The organism is Aeromonas sp. S8(2024), assembly GCF_041403085.1.
In the GTDB taxonomy this organism is placed as follows: Bacteria; Pseudomonadota; Gammaproteobacteria; order Enterobacterales; family Aeromonadaceae; genus Aeromonas; species Aeromonas dhakensis.
The window spans coordinates 10387-28153 of the sequence record NZ_JBGLRF010000004.1 but is presented as its reverse complement, the minus strand read 5'-3'; the positions used below and the strand labels follow the sequence as shown (position 1 = coordinate 28153).

Below are 17767 nucleotides of genomic sequence, written 5' to 3'. Positions count from 1 at the left end.
TTCGTTAAAAATCCATTTAAAATCAGTGTATTACTTAATTTTTGGTGTTTAAATATAGCGTTGTGAGCAATATATGTACAATGTGTCGTGCATACAGCGCGCTCTTGAGAAGGGCGATTCAAATGGTTTTTAATATAGTAAAGGTGAGCATATTGGTATGATGATAGCCGTACACCGACGGGTTTTCGATGTACGGGAATATTGTATGATTAGGCGGGGGCTGTTTATTGGTATTTTTGGGCGTAATAAAGCATACCATCGAAAATTTCGCTAATGTAAAGCTGAGGCTCTATTTTAACATGGGAAACCTCATTCTTGGTAAGCTCTGATAATAATTCAGAATAGAACTCATGGGTGTGTATTTGCTTTATGTTGATACTATCTGAAAGAACGCTTTTTTGTATCATTTTCATTTTATCAGAACCAATTCCAATGTAATTAACATATTTTTTGATATGGAATATATCTTCATCACTTTTGTTTTGTAATAAAAATTCTTGTAGGACCATATGATCTTTTTCCATCTCATGCCCTAGATGTGAGGCCTTGGTATAAAGTGTAGCCAGTATCGATATAGTATTTTTATGGCATGTACCATAGAATTGAATGATGCTGTGGGTCATGCCTTTGAGTATGTCGCTTTGTGTATCACTGTCATACTTCATATTTTTTGACAGGTATTCATCAATACAAACCAGTTGTGCATGCATATCAGTACTCTGGTCAATCAAGAAAGCTTTCTGGTTGACTGGAATACGATTGTTGTAAAATATAATGCTTAACATTTTAGATGAGAGTAGCGCACGAAAATCATAATTATTTTCATCGTTGAGCAGTTTGTTTGTTTTTTCCAATAGAGAAAAGTTTGGTTTTTCTATGGTGAAGTAGGTTTTGTTTTCACCGATTTCAATTTCCTCCTCAATATCAATACTGTCATTTTTAATTAAGGTAAAGTATCCTGTTGATAGAAGTGTAAATATTGTTGCTGCAATAAAGAAAAGTGTTTTATTTTTGTTTTTTATATTGCCAGCATCCTCACTATCTTCAGAAGTATGTTGTTCATCATCCACACTTTGGCTGATCAATCCATCATCTTCATTGTAAGATAGTTCCGTTATGATAGCATTGAGGGAATAGCCCACTCTAGGAACCGTGTTGATTAAATTTGTTAGATTGTGTGACTCAAATTTTCTGCGAAGTAGCAAGATTGCTTTATTAAGGCCAATATCACCGCTGGCACTGTTACCCCAAATTGGTTCAATAAATGCAGTTCGTTCAACGACGGTATTACTGTTGAAACATAAAATCTCTAGTACCTGGCACTCTTTTTGGCTTAGTCGAATGTCTTTGTTATTTATTGTCAGCTTATAGTTTGCTGGTTCGAAAGTAATTGAACCATCTATGATAAAGCCATTTTTCATAATTTACTTTTCCCCTGCTGAGAATGACTGTAATTATAGTTGCTATATGTAACATATCAAATTGGTGAGTTGTATAGCTACCAGTTAGTTCCTTGTGCTAATGTGTTTTTTGTTGTTATTTGCTGATTTTATTTTAATACTTATACCCGATTTTTAAAAGTTGGCAGCGGATTTAAATTATTTTCTCATACATGAGTGACACTCGATGCTTAAATCCGAGCTCTTGTTCCAATCAGACTTGGGGAGGTATGGCTATTTTAATGAGGGAGGTGTCGTCGTCAGCAAGGCATACCGGTATCTGGTATTTAAAACTCCAGCGAATGCGGTGTGTGTCCAAATCTAGTTACTCGGTTTAAAGTCGGATGACCACACCCTTTTGTGGGAAACTGTGAGGTGAATACCATTTTCATACCGGTGGTTATATTTCAACCAGGCTATGCCAAGTAACAGCCAAAAATTGAAGGAGGCAGCCCAAGCGGGCTGCCTCCTTACTTTGTCAATCCGCCATCGCAGTAGGGTGCCGCTGTTCTGGCGTGTGAGGTCGAGTTCAAGTCACCTGGACCTTGTGCTTGAGTGCTGTGTACCTTGTCTGGTTTGACAGGATCTCGTGTATGGTTTTCACGGACTTGGCTCAACGCGTCGTGTGACGCTTAATGGGGTTTTAGGTGTTGCTCAATTTGGTGGCCATGTTAGCAATGCGAAGTGCCTGGATTCAGAAAGCAGAATATCTTTGTTCAGTACGACACCTGATGGCCTTCTTGGTGTCTGGATGGCAAGAAATGATAGTGACACATGCCTGTTCTGCGCCCGCCAGCTCAGTGGCCGGGTTTGCTGTGGAGTGACCGACGATTGGGTGAGGCGGTACGCCGGATATGCAAGCCTGGTTAAACAAGTACGCCAACAAGTACGCCAGAGCCAAAAACAACAAAGGGATTGGCACCATGACGATGCCAACCCCTTGTTTTATATGGTGCTCCCGACTGGAGTCGAACCAGTGGCCTGTCCCTTAGGAGGGGACCGCTCTATCCTGCTGAGCTACGGGAACCTTGTGGCCGGCATTATACAAGAAGCGGCTCCCTTTTAAACCCTTGATTCTTATTCCAATACTGCCAGATCGCCGATCTGGATGTTAAACGGCGAATATTTGTTCTGGCTGCTGATGATGGCGCCATCCTCGAATACCTGCACCACTTCGAACAGGCCGTCGGCCGGGTTGCGCAGCATGCGTGCCTTGCCATAGGGATCGATGAAATCGGCATCGTGCTGGATACGGAACTGATCCCCGAGCCGGACGCCGTTGCGGCGGCCGAGATTGATGTAGGGGCCGCGCTCGTTCTGGCTGACCACCCGGGCGGTGACCGGGGCGCAACTGAGCTGGGCCACCAGATCCTGCACCGCCTCCTGGATCTGGTAGTTGACCTCCTGACCGTAGCTCGACTGCCAGAACTGGCCGCTGCTGCTGCCCACCTGATCCCGCTTGGCGAAGGTCCAGTTGGCCCTGCCCTGGTACTCCTTGCGGCCGAGCAGGCTGCCGTTGATGCCGTCGAACAGATAGAGCTGCATGCGAAAGTTGCGGATGGGATCTTCATACCAGCTGGTCAGCTGGTTACCCTGTGGCTCGATGGAGAGATCGTCGATGCTGCCGAGCACCAGGTACTGGCTGTCGGTGCGCAGGCTGAGCGCCTTGATCTCCTCGAGGGCGCTGCGATCCCCCTGTTGCAGGTGGAGTGGATCGATGCGCAGGTTTTCGTCCAGCCACTGGCGCACGGCCACCCCTTGCGGCGCGCTGGCCAGCGCCTCGAACATGCGGCGTGACAGGTTGGCGGGCATGTCGTCGAGGGCGCCGTAGCTCGCCTGCTCGGGGTAGCGCAGCCGCAGCCGCACCAGCGTCAAATCCTTGGCGTAGTGCTGGGTCTGGCAGATCTGGCGCTCGGCCTGGATGTCGGCCATCACTGTGATGTACATGCGGCCGTTGCGCACCTCTTCCCGCTTGAGCCGGTACTGGCGAATGTCGCCGCCGGAGCGGATCTGGATCTGCTCGGAGCGCAGGCTGCCGTTTTCCAGGCGCTGGATGCTGGAGACGGCGGCGCCGCTCGCCAGCAGGGCCTGCCGCAGGGCATCGCGGGTCGCCTGCTCGCGGGCGTAGACCTCGTCCCCACCCAGGATGGCGGCACTGCCCTGCGCCTCGATGATCTCGGCCCGGGCCGACAGACTGGCCAGCAGCAGGGTTAACAGCAGCGGTAATTTCATGACAAGCACCTTGAATATGCGGGTCGGCGCGATTCACCCCTGTCGAAGCGAAGTCGCCGGCCGATACAGATCACAGAGCCGTGCCGGTTGCACAGCACACTGCGAATATTAGCAAGATCCATGCCTCATTCCCGGCTCAAGCTTTGGCCGGTCGAACCGATAACAAATCAGGTGCAGATACAGGAAAGGTATCCATGAACAAACTTATCACGGCGTTGGCGCTCGCTCTGGCATTGGCCGGTTGCGGCACCGACCCCATCAACCGGGAGCTGGGTGATCCGCGCCAGGCGGCGCAGGGGATGGAACTCAACTGGCTGGTGGCTCGCATGACCGATCAGCTGATGGAGCGCAAGTCGCTCACCACCCTGACCGAGCCCATCGCGGTCGCCTCTTTCGTCGATCTCGACACCCTGCAGGACACCAACTGGATGGGCCAGCAGATTGAGGAGAGTTTCATCTACGAGCTCAACCGGCGCGGGGAAGTGGTGGTGGACTTCAAGCTGACCGGCAGCATCAAGGTGACGCCGCAGGGGGATTTCGTGCTGAGCCGCAACTACAAGGATCTCTCTCCCCGGTTGCCCATCTCCCGCATCCTGGTCGGCACCTTCAGCCGCAACAGCAAGGGGATCCTGGTCAACGCCCGCATCATCGACCTGCGGACCAAGATGGTGGAGACCACGGCCCAGAGCATGATCCCGCAGAAATACCTGTTCGGTGCCAACAATTCGTTTGGCCGGGCCTCGATCAACCGCGGTTACCTGATGCGTGACAGCCAGGCGCGTCCCGGCGGCCATCTGGTCAACCTGACGCCCTGACAAGGAGTAGACGCAATGAGAATCCTGTTCGGATGCCTGCTGGCCCTGCTGCTGACGGCGTGCAGCGGCGGCAATCGGGTGGTCAACTACGGCGGCAACAACAAGCCGGATGACTTCCCGGTACTCAAGGCGGTCGGCTACGCGGTGATCGACATCCAGCCCGGCCCCTCCCAGTCCGAGAAGATGTTGCAGGCCATCCGCGCCTCCAAGATGGATGCCTATCGCGAGCTGGCCGAGCAGCTCAACGGTCAGCAGGTGCGCGGCCAGAGCAGCTACAAGGACCTGACCCAGACCTCCAACTCGCTGGACGTGTCGGTGGCGGGCATGGTGCGCGGCGCCAGGGTGGTGGCCTCCTATCCCCGCGGCAACACCTATGCCACCGAGATGGAGCTCGATACTCGCGCCCTCTACAACATCAACCAGCTGATGGCAGGCCAGTTCTGACGGCCTGCCCGCAGCGAATGGACCACAAAAAGGCGACCCCGCAGGGTCGCCTTTTTCATGGGCGGTGTCGGCCGGCTGATACCCGGGCCGGCCCAACCTTGGCGGATCAGCCGCCCATCAGCACCGGCGGCACTGTGGTCGGCTTGACATCTTCGCTCGGGTAGCAGCCCAGCACCTTGATGTAGCGGGTGATCTTGGTCAGCTCCATCAGCGCGGCCTGCATGGACGGGGTGTTGAGGTTGGCGGAGACATCCAGGTAGAACATCTCCTCCCACGGGTTGCCCTGCACCGGCCGGGATTCCAGCTTGGTCATGTTGATCTCGTTGTTGCGCAGCACCAGCAGCGCTTCCACCAGCGAGCCCGGCTTCTGGGAGGTGGACATGATGAGGGTGGTCTTGGCCGGGATCTGCGGCGCCACGTCGATGGGCTTGCGCGCCACCACGATGAAGCGGCTGTAGTTCTCCTTCTGGTTGGCCAGCTGCTCGGCCAGCACGTCCAGCCCATACAGCTCGCCGCCGGCCGCGCTGCCGATGGCCGCCGCTTCGGGGCTCGCCAGCTCTTTGACCTTCATCATGGCGCTGGAGGAGGAGTCGCAGATCTCGTGGCGCGCCCCTTCCAGCTTGCTGAGGTAATGGGAGCACTGCTGGAACACCTGCGGGTGGGCGTAGAAGGTCTTGATGCGGGACAGCTCGGTGGGCACGGCGGTGAGGATGCAGTGCTCGATGGGGTAGGTGAGCTCACCGACGATGGAGAGGCTGGTGTGCTGCATCACGTCGTACACCTCGTTGATGGAGCCCGAGCTGGTGTTCTCGATGGGCAGCACGCCGAAGGCGGCACGGCCCGACTCCACCGCATCCAGCACCTCGCGGAAATTCTGGCAGTTCACCTCGATCACCTGATCCTTGTAGCGAGCCAGGTACTTGCGGGCGGCGAGGCTGGAATAGGAACCGCGCGGCCCCAGATAGGCGACGCTGGTCATCGGCTCCTGCTGCTCCGGGTTGAGCAGGCTCTGCAGATAGGCCTGCTGGGAGAGCACCGAGTCTTCGATGATGGTGTGATAGATGCGGGTGATGTACTGGGCATCCAGCCCCAGTCCGCGCCCTTTCTGGATCAGGGCGACCAGCAGATCCTGCTCGCGCTGGGGATCGCGGATCGGGCGCGGGTTGGCCTGCTTGGCGCGGGCGACCTCGATGCTGAGGGTCTTGCGTTTGGCCAGCAGGGCGAGCAGCTCCTGATCCAACTGGGTGATGTCTTGTCTGATCTCGTCGAGCGTTGCCATGATGGTTCCCTATCCAAGTAATCGATTGTGGTGGCTGCAAAAAAAAAACCTCCGCTAGGGGAGGCTCGATTCGTCTTTGCTTTCTGTTTACGCGAGTGCTTCACGTGACGACTGGCCTTCCCTCATGAGGGCCGGATAAACGAGAAAGCAAAAAAGAATGGTGCGTGCATGAGTGTGTCCTTGAGGTAACGCCATAAGCATTAAGGGATTTGACCGTGCGATGCAAGTAAAACTTGCCCGTGGGTGGCGAACGGGGCAGGGTAAGGGCGTGAGCCTGCGGGGGCAAATGCGTGTCGGATGAACCCGCTTGCCGTCGCAATGATGCAGAGAGCTGGAGGTGAGAATGGCGATTATTTTCGATCTGGGACGAGTGGTGGTGAGCTGGGATCCGGTCGGTATCGTGCGCTCGGTACGGGGGCCGCACGGGGCGGAGCAGCTGGCGGAGCAACTGTTCAACCATGGCGACTGGCTGGAGGTGGACCGGGGGACCCTGTCGCTGCACACCATGGCCCGTCAGGCACAGGCGCGAACCGGCCTGTCGACGGCGGAGAATCTGGCCATTTTGCAGGCGGTGCCGCCATCCCTTGTGCCGGATCCCGCTATGCTGAGCCTGATAGAGGCACTGCACGGGGAGGGGCACACTCTTTACGCACTCTCCAACATGGGCCATGCCAGCATCGACTGGCTGGAGCAACATCAGGATTTCTGGCGCTTCTTCAGCGGCAAGGTGGTGTCGGCAAGGGTACGGATGATGAAGCCGGAGCCGGATATCTACCGCTATCTGCTGGTGTCGTTCGATCTGCGGGCCGAGCAGTGCCTGTTCATCGATGACAGCCCGGCCAACGTGGCCGCTGCACAGACGCAGGGGATCGGCGGCCTGGTGTTTACCGATGCATACAGTTGTCGCCAGCAGCTGGTAACACAGGGTTACCTGCCGGCCTGAGCGGGCGGGAACGCGGGGTAAGTTATGGAACACGGCAGGTTTCGCAATTGGCTCAGTCACTATCCGGATGCGGGGCTGCTGATCGCCTGTCTGGATGGCAGCGGTTATCAGCTCTGTGTCGAGGTGGATGGGGAGATGCAGTGCCTCACCGACAGCGAGGGGGGCAGGCTGACGTTCGCCTCCCTCGAGCAGGCCGAGGGTTTTCTGCGCATGCACCAGGTTCATCAGGCGAAACTGCGGATTTATGACGCGCAACTGGATGAATATGATGATAATTGGTATGAAATAATCATTAAATTCTAGTTTATCCGCATTCTTTAAGGGTTTATTCAGGATTATTACTGCACAATGGCGCCCAATTCATCATCCGGTGCCGTTGTTATGGATGCCAATATCGTTGTGCTGAATCGAGGATACGATCAGACCTTTCAGACCAGGGAGCAGTCACTTATCGAGACCCTGGCTGGCTACGGCGAACTGGCGGTCTCCTTCTCCGGTCGACTGGAGTCCTGCTACAGCATGGATCTGTGCCGCGCTAGCGGCATCCGGATCCGCGCCATCACTCTGGACAGCCCGACCCGCAGCCGCAAGGAAGTGGCCCGCGCCAAGCGTTACTGCCAGCGTTACGGCATCGAGCAGCGGGTCATCAAGACCGATGAGATGATCTTCTGCGATCACCTGCGCCACCTCAACGAGGTGATAGATCCGGTGCGTTACATCTGTCACCTCACCGCGCTGGAAACCGACTGGAGCCACCTGCCCATGCTGCTGCCCGCGCCGGTCGAGGAGCTGCGGGAGTATCTGCGTCGCTTCGGCAGCCTGCCGGACAACACCCTCTGGCTGTTCGCCAAACAGGGCATGACCCACAGGGACTTTCGCTACGGCTTCAACAAGCGTCAGCTGGGACGCTGGGGCAAGAGCGCCCATGGCTGCCTGAGCCACCGCTTCTCCGATCCCGAGCTGGTGGATCGCCGTCATCTGCGGATGGTGGACATGGCGGAGCAGATGCTGGCCGACATGGGGCTGGAGGAGGCACAGGTGTTTTTCCATACCCTGGGCGATCGGGCCACCACCCTGGCCCGGGTACGGCTGCCGGCCCGGTTGCGGGCCCGGGCGTTCGATCTGCAGCCGGATATCCTCACCGCCCTCAAGAGCACGGCCTTCGATCTGGTGACCCTGGACATGATGCCGGCGGAGGAGCGTCAGGAGCTGGTGGTCTAGGCAGCCGAGGGCAGGAACGTGAGAGCGGTCATAGGCAAGGTGCGGCGGACTCTTTATACTGACGCCCTTTTCCATCGACGCGAGTCACCACCCTATGAAACCCTTGTCCCGTCTGCTGGTTGCCCTCTGCTTGTCGCCCCTGCTGGCACAGGCCGCCCCGCTCACCCAGGTGACCCTGCCGGATGGTCGCCAAGTGCAGCTCAACGATGACTTCACCTGGGAATACCTGCTGCTCAAGCCCGCCGCCGACGGCAGCGCGGTGCAGGGCACGGTGGCCGTGCCGGTGCTGACCGAGCAGGCGATGAACAACCCGGATCTGCTGGCCCAGGCCGTCAAGGACGGGATCGGCGTCAAGCTCGCCAAGCTGGAAGGTTCGGATCCCCTGCAACTGCAATTCATGGTGAGCAACACAGGCACCCGCAACGTGGTGCGGGTGCGCGGCAGCATCACCCTGTTCAGCGAGCAGGGGGCCCAGCTGGCCAAGCAGGAGGCCCGCTTTTGGGTTGGCGAGAACCGTCTGCCGGAGTCCTATCTGCGCAAGGGCCAGCAGCGCCCCTCCATGGTGCTGGAGGTGCCGCGCCCGGCCGGTCTCACCGGCAAACCCCTGGTGCGGGTCGAGATTGAGGAAGTGGAGTTTCGCTGATCCCTCATGCAACAGGCTCCTTCGCGGAGCCTGTCTTGATTGTTAACCCGGTAACCGCCAGCAACAGTTGCTTACATCTGACATGGTTTGGCAACAGCTTGCCGCTCGGCATTTCTCCCCGTCCTCTGCACAATGACCCCATTCCAGCTAGGTCTCAACTAGCTCAACGATGGAGTCATCAAAATGAAAAAAGTTGCACTTTCTGTTCTGGTTCTGGCCGGTTTCGCTTCTACTTCCGCTCTGGCTGAGGATGCCTTCAGCTACGCCAAAGGCGGTCTGACCTGGGCGCACACCAAGTCCGACTACATTGGCGGCAAAGATAGCAACAACCGCGACTTCGGCGGTCTGAACCTGGATCTCTCCAAGAGCTTCGGCTCCAACTTCTACGGTCGTCTGGGCAGCGAGTACACCTCCCGCAACAGCGGCAACGACAGCATGGGCATCTCCAGCCTGGGTCTGGGTGTCTACACCCCGCTCAGCACAGGTCTGAACCTGTATGGGGAAGCGGGCCTGATGGGCTACACCATGGAGCGTCAGGTGGCTGCCAACGTCAAAGACAGCGGCTGGGACGTCATCACCCGCAAGAACAGCGGCAGCATGTACGGTGAGGCCGGCCTGCGCTACGACATCGGCGCCGTCGAGCTCTCCACCGCCTACCGCTACGCCAACATGACCGACGACATGCATGATTTCAAAGTGGGCGCCGCCTACAAGGTGAGCCAGAACCTGGCCCTCACCGCCGACTACACCTATCGCAAGTGGGATCTGCAACAGGGTTCCATCACCAGCCTGGGTGTGAAGTACAGCTTCTAATCATCCTTCCTGTAGTGTCTTCATTTTTACCCATGACTTCGGTCATGGGTTTTTTCATTTCCGGTTGATCCACCCTTCATCCTTGCGCCGTATCAGTCCGCAATAGTTATACAACTTCCGTTTTTTTGTATAACTGCTATAACTGATTCAGACTTATACAAGGAGTGATGGCATGTACAAGATCAAGGTTGGTATCAGCGCCTGCCTGCTGGGGCAGGAGGTTCGGTTCGACGGGGGCCACAAGCGTTCCAGTTTCTGCGAGCGGGATCTCGGTGCCCACTTTGACTATCACCCCGTCTGTCCCGAGATGGCCATTGGTCTCGGCGCGCCCCGCGCCGCCATCCGGCTGGTGAAGCGCCACGGCGAGATCCGTGCCGAGGCGAGCAACGGCAGCTTCGACGTCACCGACCAGCTCATCGCCTTCAGCGAGCAGAAGGCGCGCCAGCTCGACTTCATCTCCGGCTACATCCTCTGCGCCAAATCCCCCAGCTGCGGCATGGAGCGGGTGCGCATCTATGGCGCCAACAACGAGGGGAGTGCCAAGGAGGGGGTCGGCCTGTTTGCCAAGGCGCTGATGGAGGCCAATCCCCTGCTGCCGGTCGAAGAGGATGGCCGCCTGTGCGATCCCATCCTGCGGGAAAACTTCGTGCTGCGGGTCTTCGCCTACCACGACTGGCAGCAGCTCTGCGCGCGCGGCATCACCGCCTCTGCGCTGATCCGCTTCCACTCCCGCTACAAGTATCTGGTGCTCTCCCACGCCACCACCCACTACCGGACGCTTGGCAAGCTGCTCGGCAATCTGGCCAGGGCCGACCTGCAGCAGGTGGCCGACAGCTACATCAAGGGGCTGATGACTGCGCTGACCCTGCGGGCCAACCGCCGCAGCCACACCAATGTGCTGATGCACCTGCAGGGCTACTTCAAACGGGTGCTGACCCCGGCCCAGAAGCAGGAGCTGGCCGATACCATCGACAAGTACCGCACCGGCATATTCCCCTTGCTGGTGCCGCTCACCCTGATCCGCCACTACCTGCGCGAGTACCCCAATCCCTACCTTGCCGAGCAGGTTTATCTCAATCCGCACCCCGACACGCTGAAACTGCGCTACGGGCTCTGAATTTTCTGTGCAGGTCCCGACTGATGGCCGGGGCCTCTCCCTCAACCTTTGCTGGATGCCGTTATGTCTGATTTACCGCACGCCGCTTCTCCTTCGCCGGAGGAGGGGATCTACCCCATTCGCGAGGTCTCCCGCCTCACCGGCGTCAACGCCGTGACCCTGCGCGCCTGGCAGCGTCGCTACGGGCTGGTGCAACCGGCCCGCACCGAGAAGGGCCACCGCCTCTACAGCGAACAGGACATTCGCCAGATCGGCGAGATCCTGAGCTGGCTGGAGCGGGGGGTGAGTATCGGGCAGGTGAAGGGACTCCTGAGCGAACCCCAGGCCCAGCCGGTGAGCGATCACTGGCAGCAGACCCTGGAGCAGTTCAGTCAGGCGCTGCTCGCCTTCAACCAGCGCAAGGCGGAGGCAGAGCTCAACGACCTGCTGGCGAGCTACCCGTTCGAGCTGGTGCGCAGCCGGGTACTGCAACCCTTGGTGGAGCAGCTGCTCGGGCTGTGGCGCGAGCGGCCGGATGGCGAGCTGCTGCAACAGGTGTGGCTGGGCTGGCTGCACACCCGCTTCGCCCGCCACCTGATCGAGCAGGAGAAGGGCGTGCCGGTCACCCTGGCGAGCTGGGGACAGGTGGGCCCGCTCGACCTGGTCTGGGCCGCCTACGAGCTGATCGGTCAGGGCCATGAGGTGCAACTGCTGGGGGCGGTGGAGCCGCGCCATGCCAGCCTGCTGGAGGGGCGTGCCGTTACCCCCTGGCTGGTGCTGCTGGGGGCCGGCCTTGGCAAGCCGGATCTGGCCGCCGGCTGGCCCGCCGGTACCCGCTTCTTTGGCGAGCTGGGGCGCCTCTACGATGGCGAGTGGCTGCAAGCCCACGGTTGGCAGGTGAGCCTTGCCGAGGTGATGGCAAACATGCCAGCAGCGGCTGGTGCCGGCGGACGCGGGAGGAAAAAATCATGAAGCTGGTCTGGTTTCGCAATGATCTGCGCCTGGCCGACAACCCGGCCTTGCGTCACGGTTGCGCCAATGATGAACCGGTCACCGCGCTCTATATCCTCTCCCCCACCCAGTGGCGGCAGCACAAGCTGGCCCCCGTCCGTCAGCGTTTTCTACTGGCCCAGGTCGATGCGCTGGGCCACGAGCTGGCTGCGCTCGGCATCCCGCTCCATCTGCTGCGAGTGGAGACTTTTGCCGAGGTGCCGGCGGTGCTGGCAGATCTTTGCCGCGAGCTGGGGGTAACCCAGCTCTACGCCAATCAGGCCATCGAGATCGACGAGCTGCGCCGGGATCAGGCCGTCACTACCGCGCTGGCAGAACAGGGGATTGGTTGTCACTGGTTCAACGGCTGCTGCGTATTGCCGCCCGGTCGGGTGCTGACCGGCTCTGGCGAGATGTTCAAGGTCTTCACCCCCTTCAGCCGTGCCTGGCTCAAGGCCCTCGACGAGGATGGTTTCGTCATTCATCGCGCGCCCACTGCTCGTGGCGAGCCGCTGCCGTGGCAGCCGTTGGCCGAGCGGGACTTCGTGGATGCCGCCCTCGGCGAGCTGACGGCAGACCCCCGCTGGCCGGTGGGGGAGGCCGAGGCCAGCCGTCTTTTGAATGACTTTCTGGAGCAGGCGGTGCTCGATTATGGCGAGACCCGGGATTTCCCTGCCATCGCGGGTACCTCCGTGCTTTCCCCCTATCTGGCGGCCGGCATCATCAGCCCGCGCCAGTGTGTGGCGGCGCTCCAGCAGAGGCTTGGCTACCGGCCCCAGTCCAAGGCCCAGCCCGGTTTTGTCTGGCTCAATGAGCTCATCTGGCGCGAGTTCTATCGCCACCTGCTGGTGCTGATCCCGACCCTTTCCATGAATCGGCCCTTCAAGCCGGAAACATCGGCCCTGCCATGGAGCTGGGATCCGGACGCCTTCGCCGCCTGGTGTGAGGGACGTACCGGCTACCCCATCGTCGATGCGGCGATGCGCTGCCTCAACGCCACCGGCTGGATGCACAACCGGCTGCGGATGATAGTGGCGAGCTTTCTCACCAAGGATCTGCACATTCACTGGCGGCTCGGGGAGGATTACTTCATGAGTCAGCTCATCGACGGCGACCTGGCGGCCAACAACGGCGGCTGGCAGTGGGCGGCGGGCACCGGCGCCGATGCGGCGCCCTATTTCCGGGTCTTCAACCCCACCACCCAGGGACAACGGTTTGATCCGCAAGGGGAGTTCATTCGTACCTGGGTCTCTGAGCTGGCTGATTTGCCTGCCGCCTATCTGCACCAGCCCCACGACTGGTTGCGGCTCAAGGGGCGGCGCGATTATCCGGCCCCCATGGTGGACCACGCCGTTGCCCGGGTGAGAGCCATCGAGATGTTTCGCGCCCTGGAGAAATAGCATGGATGAGTCGCTGGCTCGCTTTGTGGCCCTCTATCAGCAGCTAAACCGAGATGAGTTGCACCGTTTGCCCGAGGTCTACGCAAACGAGGTGGTCTTTACCGACCCTGCTCACCGCATCGAGGGGCTGGCGGCGCTCACCGACTATTTTGCCACCCTCTATCAGCGCCTGGCCTACTGCCATTTCGTCATCACCAGCCAGCTGCAACAGGGGCGACAGGCCTGGCTCGGCTGGACCATGACCTTCTCCCATCCCAGGCTGCGCGGCGGCGCCCCGGTGACGGTGGAGGGGGCCACCCGCCTCGAGTTCGACGAGACGGGCAAGGTGTGCCTGCATCGCGACTACTTTGACCTTGGCGCCATGCTCTACGAGCAGTTGCCGCTGCTTGGGGCCGTGGTGCGCACCATCAAGGGGAGGCTGGGCGCATGAGCGGCCGGGTGCTGATCACCGGCGCCACCTCCGGCATCGGCTTTCAGCTGGCGCTCGATTATCGGCGCGCAGGCTGGCAGGTGTGGGGTTGTGGTCGCGATGGTGAGCGGCTGCTGGCACTGGGGCGCCACGGCATCACGCCGCTGCAGTTTGACGGGCGCTCTGCAAACGCCGTGAGCGAGGCGGCCGCCGGCTTGCCATGGATCGACCTGCTGATCCTCAATGCCGGTAACTGCGAGTACATGACGGTGGACGAGGGGTTTGACGGCGCCCTGTTTGCCCGGGTCATCGAGACCAACCTCATCGCCACCGGCCACGCCCTGGCTGCCTTCTTGCCGCTGCTCGGGGCTGGGTCAAGGCTGGCCATCGTCAGCTCCTCGGTGAGCTGGCTGCCGCTGCCACGGGCCGAGGCCTATGGCGCCTCCAAGGCGGCCCTCGACTATCTGGCGGATACCCTGCGTCTGGATTTGGCCGGCAAAGGGATTGGGGTGACCCTGATCCGCCCCGGCTTTGTCCAGACCCCGCTCACCGCCAAAAATGATTTTCCCATGCCCTGCCTGGTGACGGTGGAGGAGGCTTCCCGCGCCATCATGGACGGGCTCGCCGCCGGTCGCCACCAGATCCACTTTCCCCGCCGCTTCATCTGGTCGCTGCGCCTGCTCGGTGCGCTGCCGGTGGGGCTCTGGCTGCGCCTTGGCCGCGCACTCGTATCGAAAGGACGCCCTTCATGAAGAAAAAGATCGCCATCGTCGGCTCCGGCATTTCAGGCCTGACCGCCGGTTTTCTGCTCCACAAGCTGCACGACATCACCCTGTTTGAGGCGGCGCCGACCCTGGGTGGGCACACCGCCACGGTCGATGTGGAGCAGGCGGGGCGCCGCTATGCCATCGATACCGGCTTCATCGTCTTCAACGATCGCACCTACCCCAACTTCTTGAGGCTGCTTGAACGGATCGGGGTGGCACGGCAGCCGGCCGAGATGAGCTTCTCGGTGAAAAGCCCGCAGGGGCTGGAGTACAACGGCCACAACCTGGATACCCTGTTCGCCCAGCGCAGCAACCTGCTGAGCCCACGCTTCTACGGCTTCGTCGCCGAGATCCTGCGTTTCAACCGGGAGGCGCGGGCCTGGTTGGCCGATGGGCAACATCAGGGGGCCGGCCTCGAGCTGACCCTGGGGGATTTTCTGCAGGTGGGTGAGTTCAGCGACTACTTCGCCCGCCACTACATTTTGCCGATGGGAGCCGCTATCTGGTCATCGACCCTGGCCGATATGCACGCCTTCCCCTTGAGCTTTTTTCTGCGTTTTTTCGCCAACCACGGCCTGCTCGAGGTGGCCAATCGCCCCCAGTGGTATGTGATCCCGGGTGGCTCGCGGGAATACATAGGCCCGCTGACGGCCGGCTGGCAGGCAAACATTCGCCTGGCCTGCCCGGTGCAGGGGATCCGGCGCCTGGCGGACGGGGTGCTGATCCAGAGCAGCTACGGCGAGGAGTGGTTTGACGAGGTGATCCTCGCCTGTCACAGCGATCAGGCGCTGGCATTGCTGGCGGACCCGGGCGAGCGGGAGCAGGCCATTCTCGGCGCCATGCCCTATCAGGCCAACGATGTCTGGTTGCACACCGATGCCTCCTGCCTGCCGGTGCGGCGCAAGGCATGGGCCAGCTGGAACTATCAGCTGGGGGAGGATGACGGGGCGCGGCCGCTGGTGAGCTACAACATGAATATCCTGCAGGGGGTGAGCTCGCCAGAGCCCTTCTGTGTCAGCCTCAATCCGCAAGGCAAGGTGGACGAGAGCAAGGTGCTGCGCCGCTTCGTCTACCACCATCCGGTGTTCAATCAGAGCTCCATCGCCGCCCAGCAGCGGCGGACCGAGATCTGCGGCCAGCAGCACACCCACTTCTGCGGCGCCTACTGGTACAACGGCTTTCACGAAGACGGGGTGCGCAGCGCGCTGGACGTAGCCAGGCGGTTCGGGGCCGAGCTATGAACGATGCAGTCCTGGCAGGCCAGAAGGCGAGTGCCGAGGCCATGACCGGCACCCTCAGCGCCATCTGGCAGGGGTCGGTGCGCCATCGCCGCTTCGCGCCGCGCGCCCATGCCTTCTCCTACAGCCTCTTCATGCTGGGGCTGGATCTCGACGAGCTGCCACAACTCGATCGCGGGCGCTGGTTCGGGGTGGAGCGAGCAGGGCTGCTCTCGTTTCGACGTGACGACTACCTGCGCGGCAGCGAGGGGCCGCTCAAACAGGCGGTGTGGCAGAAGGTGAGCGAACTGGGTGGCGATGCCGAACCCGAGGGGCGGGTGCTGCTGCTTGGCAACGTGCGTTGCCTCGGTTTCTACTTCAGCCCGGTCAACTTCTACTTCTGCTACCGGCAGGGAGAGGCGCGCTATCTGCTGGCAGAGGTGTCGAACACCCCCTGGAACGAGCGTCACTGCTACCTGCTGGATCTGGCGGCGCTGGCCCCCCACGACAAGGATTTTCACGTCTCCCCCTTCATGGGGCTGGCGATGCGCTACCACTGGCGCATTCGCCCGCCCGCGCAGGAGACACTGATCCACATCGAGAGCCACCCCGTATCCGGTGAAGCCAAGCTGTTTGACGCAACCCTGGCACTGCGCCGGGCGCCGCTGTCGCGCAAGGGGCTGGCGGCCCTGCTGGCCCGCTGGCCCTGGATGACCATGAAGGTGCTGCTCGGGATCTACTGGCAGGCCCTGCGTCTTTTTATCAAACGAACACCCATTTTTAGCCATCCGGAGAGCCGCTAATGGAACTTGTGCAATCAACCCTCTCTGCCTCTTTCATCGACAAGGGGGCCAGGCAACTGCTGCTCAATCTGCTGGGGCGCCTCGAACACGGCCAGCTGCTGCTGTGGGATGGCGGCGAGCGTCACAGTTTTGGCGTGGCGGGCACCGACCTGCACGCCGAGCTGGTGGTGCAGGATCCGGCCTTCTATCGCCGCCTGCTGCTGGGGGGCAGCATCGCCGCCGGGGAAACCTGGGTGGAGGGGCTCTGGACCAGCCCGGATCCGGTGGCGCTGGTGCGGCTGCTGGCCCGCAACCTGGCGCTGCTCGACAGTCTGGAGCGGCGCCTCGGCTGGCTCAGCTTCCCGTTCAACAAGGTGCGTCACTGGCTTAACCGCAATACCCTGACCGGGTCGCGCTCCAACATCGCCGCCCACTACGATCTCGGCAACAGCCTCTATCAGGGTTTTCTCGACAGCCACATGCAGTACTCGAGTGCCATCTATCCCCATGCCAAGGCCAGCCTGGAAGAGGGGCAGCAGGCCAAACTGCGCACCATCTGCGAGCGGTTGGCACTGGGGCCAGACGATCATCTGCTGGAGATCGGCACCGGCTGGGGTGGCCTCGCTGTTTATGCGGCCCGTCACTACGGCTGCCGGGTGACCACCACCACCATCTCCCGGGCCCAGCACGACTATGCCAAGGAGTGGATTGCGCGGGAGGGGCTGGGGGATCGCATCACCTTGCTGCTGGAGGATTACCGCAAGCTGGAGGGCACTTACGACAAGCTGGTCTCCATCGAGATGATCGAGGCGGTGGGCCACGCCTTCCTGCCCGATTATTTCCGCCAGCTGTCGCGGCTGCTCAAACCCGGTGGCCGCCTGCTCATTCAGGCCATCACCATCGCCGATCAGCGCCACGCCCAGTATCTGCGCGGGGTTGATTTCATCCAGCGCTACATCTTCCCCGGCGGCTGCCTGCCGAGCGTATCCCAGATGGCGGGGCTGCTGGCGCGCGAGACCGACATGCAGCTGGTGCGGCTGCACGATCACGGCCACCACTATGCCCGCACTCTGACCCACTGGTGCGAGCGCTTCCTGGCGTTGGCGCCCGAGCTGCCCGCTCTCGGCTACAGCCAGGACTTCATTCGGTTATGGCACTTCTATTTCGCCTACTGTGAAGGGGGCTTCTGGGAGCGCACCATCAGCCTGGTGCAGCTGGAAGCGGCCAAGCCGGGCCCACTCGGCTGGAGTGGGGATCTGCCCGTAGGCGGTCTCTGA

General features: G+C 60.1%; 18 protein-coding genes, 1 tRNA gene and 1 other annotated feature. Of the genes, 15 read left to right on the top strand and 4 right to left on the bottom strand.

Going from position 1 to position 17767, the window contains the following annotated elements; all coding sequences use genetic code 11:
- Window positions 1–224: 224 nt before the first annotated feature.
- The 3 genes from ACB031_RS12890 to ACB031_RS12880 all read right to left on the bottom strand — a co-directional run bounded on the left by ACB031_RS12890 (window position 225) and on the right by ACB031_RS12880 (window position 3671).
- Complete coding sequence (locus tag ACB031_RS12890; RefSeq protein ID WP_371139699.1) at window positions 225–1421, bottom strand: transcriptional regulator; 1197 nt, start codon at window positions 1419–1421, stop codon at window positions 225–227.
- 968 nt (window positions 1422–2389) lie between these two features.
- Window positions 2390–2466: transfer RNA gene (locus ACB031_RS12885), tRNA-Arg, on the bottom strand.
- Window positions 2467–2516: 50 nt separating this feature from the next.
- Entirely contained in the window at window positions 2517–3671 is a 1155-nt protein-coding gene (locus ACB031_RS12880) for a flagellar assembly protein FlgT (RefSeq protein WP_005303724.1), read from the bottom strand.
- A 194-nt stretch (window positions 3672–3865) separates the two neighbouring features.
- On the opposite strand from ACB031_RS12880, the gene ACB031_RS12875 reads away from it, so the two are divergent.
- On the top strand, window positions 3866–4486 hold the full coding sequence (locus tag ACB031_RS12875) for a FlgO family outer membrane protein (RefSeq protein WP_214454159.1): 621 nt from the start codon (window positions 3866–3868) through the stop codon (window positions 4484–4486).
- A gap of 15 nt (window positions 4487–4501) precedes the next feature.
- Window positions 4502–4930: an LPP20 family lipoprotein gene (locus ACB031_RS12870; RefSeq protein WP_005303718.1), complete on the top strand. Its 429-nt coding sequence runs from the start codon at window positions 4502–4504 to the stop codon at window positions 4928–4930.
- Between the two features lie 106 nt (window positions 4931–5036).
- Here ACB031_RS12870 and pheA read toward each other — a convergent pair whose 3' ends face one another.
- Window positions 5037–6209, bottom strand: a complete 1173-nt coding sequence (gene pheA, locus ACB031_RS12865) for a prephenate dehydratase (RefSeq protein ID WP_017763932.1) — start codon at window positions 6207–6209, stop codon at window positions 5037–5039.
- 39 nt (window positions 6210–6248) lie between these two features.
- Window positions 6249–6383 (bottom strand) — a sequence feature (Phe leader region).
- Between the two features lie 169 nt (window positions 6384–6552).
- Between pheA and ACB031_RS12860 the strand changes: the two genes are divergently transcribed.
- The 13 genes from ACB031_RS12860 to ACB031_RS12800 all read left to right on the top strand — a co-directional run bounded on the left by ACB031_RS12860 (window position 6553) and on the right by ACB031_RS12800 (window position 17767).
- On the top strand, window positions 6553–7152 hold the full coding sequence (locus ACB031_RS12860) for an HAD family phosphatase (RefSeq protein ID WP_017779208.1): 600 nt from the start codon (window positions 6553–6555) through the stop codon (window positions 7150–7152).
- A 24-nt stretch (window positions 7153–7176) separates the two neighbouring features.
- Complete coding sequence (locus ACB031_RS12855; protein ID WP_201880242.1) at window positions 7177–7455, top strand: DUF6482 family protein; 279 nt, start codon at window positions 7177–7179, stop codon at window positions 7453–7455.
- 45 nt (window positions 7456–7500) lie between these two features.
- Window positions 7501–8373, top strand: coding sequence for a hypothetical protein (locus ACB031_RS12850; RefSeq protein WP_017784403.1), 873 nt, complete (start codon window positions 7501–7503; stop codon window positions 8371–8373).
- Between the two features lie 94 nt (window positions 8374–8467).
- A complete protein-coding gene (locus ACB031_RS12845) occupies window positions 8468–9016 on the top strand; it encodes a DUF3157 family protein (RefSeq protein WP_005303701.1) in 549 nt (182 codons plus the stop codon).
- 183 nt (window positions 9017–9199) lie between these two features.
- Window positions 9200–9829, top strand: a complete 630-nt coding sequence (locus tag ACB031_RS12840) for an outer membrane beta-barrel protein (RefSeq protein WP_010634840.1) — start codon at window positions 9200–9202, stop codon at window positions 9827–9829.
- Between the two features lie 172 nt (window positions 9830–10001).
- Window positions 10002–10946, top strand: coding sequence for a YbgA family protein (locus ACB031_RS12835; RefSeq protein ID WP_371139698.1), 945 nt, complete (start codon window positions 10002–10004; stop codon window positions 10944–10946).
- A 63-nt stretch (window positions 10947–11009) separates the two neighbouring features.
- Window positions 11010–11897, top strand: a complete 888-nt coding sequence (locus ACB031_RS12830) for a MerR family transcriptional regulator (RefSeq protein ID WP_371139697.1) — start codon at window positions 11010–11012, stop codon at window positions 11895–11897.
- Complete coding sequence (gene phrB / locus ACB031_RS12825; protein ID WP_371139696.1) at window positions 11894–13315, top strand: deoxyribodipyrimidine photo-lyase; 1422 nt, start codon at window positions 11894–11896, stop codon at window positions 13313–13315. Before ACB031_RS12830 ends, phrB begins: the two co-directional genes overlap by 4 nt.
- 1 nt (window position 13316) lies before the next feature.
- Entirely contained in the window at window positions 13317–13745 is a 429-nt protein-coding gene (locus ACB031_RS12820; RefSeq protein ID WP_371139695.1) for a nuclear transport factor 2 family protein, read from the top strand.
- Complete coding sequence (locus ACB031_RS12815; RefSeq protein WP_371139694.1) at window positions 13742–14476, top strand: SDR family NAD(P)-dependent oxidoreductase; 735 nt, start codon at window positions 13742–13744, stop codon at window positions 14474–14476. The genes ACB031_RS12820 and ACB031_RS12815 overlap by 4 nt, the downstream gene beginning before the upstream one ends.
- Window positions 14473–15732, top strand: coding sequence for an NAD(P)/FAD-dependent oxidoreductase (locus tag ACB031_RS12810; RefSeq protein ID WP_371139693.1), 1260 nt, complete (start codon window positions 14473–14475; stop codon window positions 15730–15732). Before ACB031_RS12815 ends, ACB031_RS12810 begins: the two co-directional genes overlap by 4 nt.
- Entirely contained in the window at window positions 15729–16511 is a 783-nt protein-coding gene (locus ACB031_RS12805) for a DUF1365 domain-containing protein (protein WP_371139692.1), read from the top strand. The genes ACB031_RS12810 and ACB031_RS12805 overlap by 4 nt, the downstream gene beginning before the upstream one ends.
- Window positions 16511–17767 carry a class I SAM-dependent methyltransferase gene (locus ACB031_RS12800; protein ID WP_371139691.1) on the top strand — a complete coding sequence of 419 codons (1257 nt, stop codon included), beginning with the start codon at window positions 16511–16513 and terminating at the stop codon, window positions 17765–17767. Before ACB031_RS12805 ends, ACB031_RS12800 begins: the two co-directional genes overlap by 1 nt.

What these genes read in the sequence shown, in the direction of transcription:
- ACB031_RS12890 (WP_371139699.1), bottom strand. Translation starts at nt 1,421, where the DNA reads ATGAAAAATGGCTTTATCATAGATGGTTCAATTACTTTCGAACCAGCA.
- ACB031_RS12880 (WP_005303724.1), bottom strand. Translation starts at nt 3,671, where the DNA reads ATGAAATTACCGCTGCTGTTAACCCTGCTGCTGGCCAGTCTGTCGGCC.
- ACB031_RS12875 (WP_214454159.1), top strand. Translation starts at nt 3,866, where the DNA reads ATGAACAAACTTATCACGGCGTTGGCGCTCGCTCTGGCATTGGCCGGT.
- ACB031_RS12870 (WP_005303718.1), top strand. Translation starts at nt 4,502, where the DNA reads ATGAGAATCCTGTTCGGATGCCTGCTGGCCCTGCTGCTGACGGCGTGC.
- pheA (WP_017763932.1), bottom strand. Translation starts at nt 6,209, where the DNA reads ATGGCAACGCTCGACGAGATCAGACAAGACATCACCCAGTTGGATCAG.
- ACB031_RS12860 (WP_017779208.1), top strand. Translation starts at nt 6,553, where the DNA reads ATGGCGATTATTTTCGATCTGGGACGAGTGGTGGTGAGCTGGGATCCG.
- ACB031_RS12855 (WP_201880242.1), top strand. Translation starts at nt 7,177, where the DNA reads ATGGAACACGGCAGGTTTCGCAATTGGCTCAGTCACTATCCGGATGCG.
- ACB031_RS12850 (WP_017784403.1), top strand. Translation starts at nt 7,501, where the DNA reads ATGGCGCCCAATTCATCATCCGGTGCCGTTGTTATGGATGCCAATATC.
- ACB031_RS12845 (WP_005303701.1), top strand. Translation starts at nt 8,468, where the DNA reads ATGAAACCCTTGTCCCGTCTGCTGGTTGCCCTCTGCTTGTCGCCCCTG.
- ACB031_RS12840 (WP_010634840.1), top strand. Translation starts at nt 9,200, where the DNA reads ATGAAAAAAGTTGCACTTTCTGTTCTGGTTCTGGCCGGTTTCGCTTCT.
- ACB031_RS12835 (WP_371139698.1), top strand. Translation starts at nt 10,002, where the DNA reads ATGTACAAGATCAAGGTTGGTATCAGCGCCTGCCTGCTGGGGCAGGAG.
- ACB031_RS12830 (WP_371139697.1), top strand. Translation starts at nt 11,010, where the DNA reads ATGTCTGATTTACCGCACGCCGCTTCTCCTTCGCCGGAGGAGGGGATC.
- phrB (WP_371139696.1), top strand. Translation starts at nt 11,894, where the DNA reads ATGAAGCTGGTCTGGTTTCGCAATGATCTGCGCCTGGCCGACAACCCG.
- ACB031_RS12820 (WP_371139695.1), top strand. Translation starts at nt 13,317, where the DNA reads ATGGATGAGTCGCTGGCTCGCTTTGTGGCCCTCTATCAGCAGCTAAAC.
- ACB031_RS12815 (WP_371139694.1), top strand. Translation starts at nt 13,742, where the DNA reads ATGAGCGGCCGGGTGCTGATCACCGGCGCCACCTCCGGCATCGGCTTT.
- ACB031_RS12810 (WP_371139693.1), top strand. Translation starts at nt 14,473, where the DNA reads ATGAAGAAAAAGATCGCCATCGTCGGCTCCGGCATTTCAGGCCTGACC.
- ACB031_RS12805 (WP_371139692.1), top strand. Translation starts at nt 15,729, where the DNA reads ATGAACGATGCAGTCCTGGCAGGCCAGAAGGCGAGTGCCGAGGCCATG.
- ACB031_RS12800 (WP_371139691.1), top strand. Translation starts at nt 16,511, where the DNA reads ATGGAACTTGTGCAATCAACCCTCTCTGCCTCTTTCATCGACAAGGGG.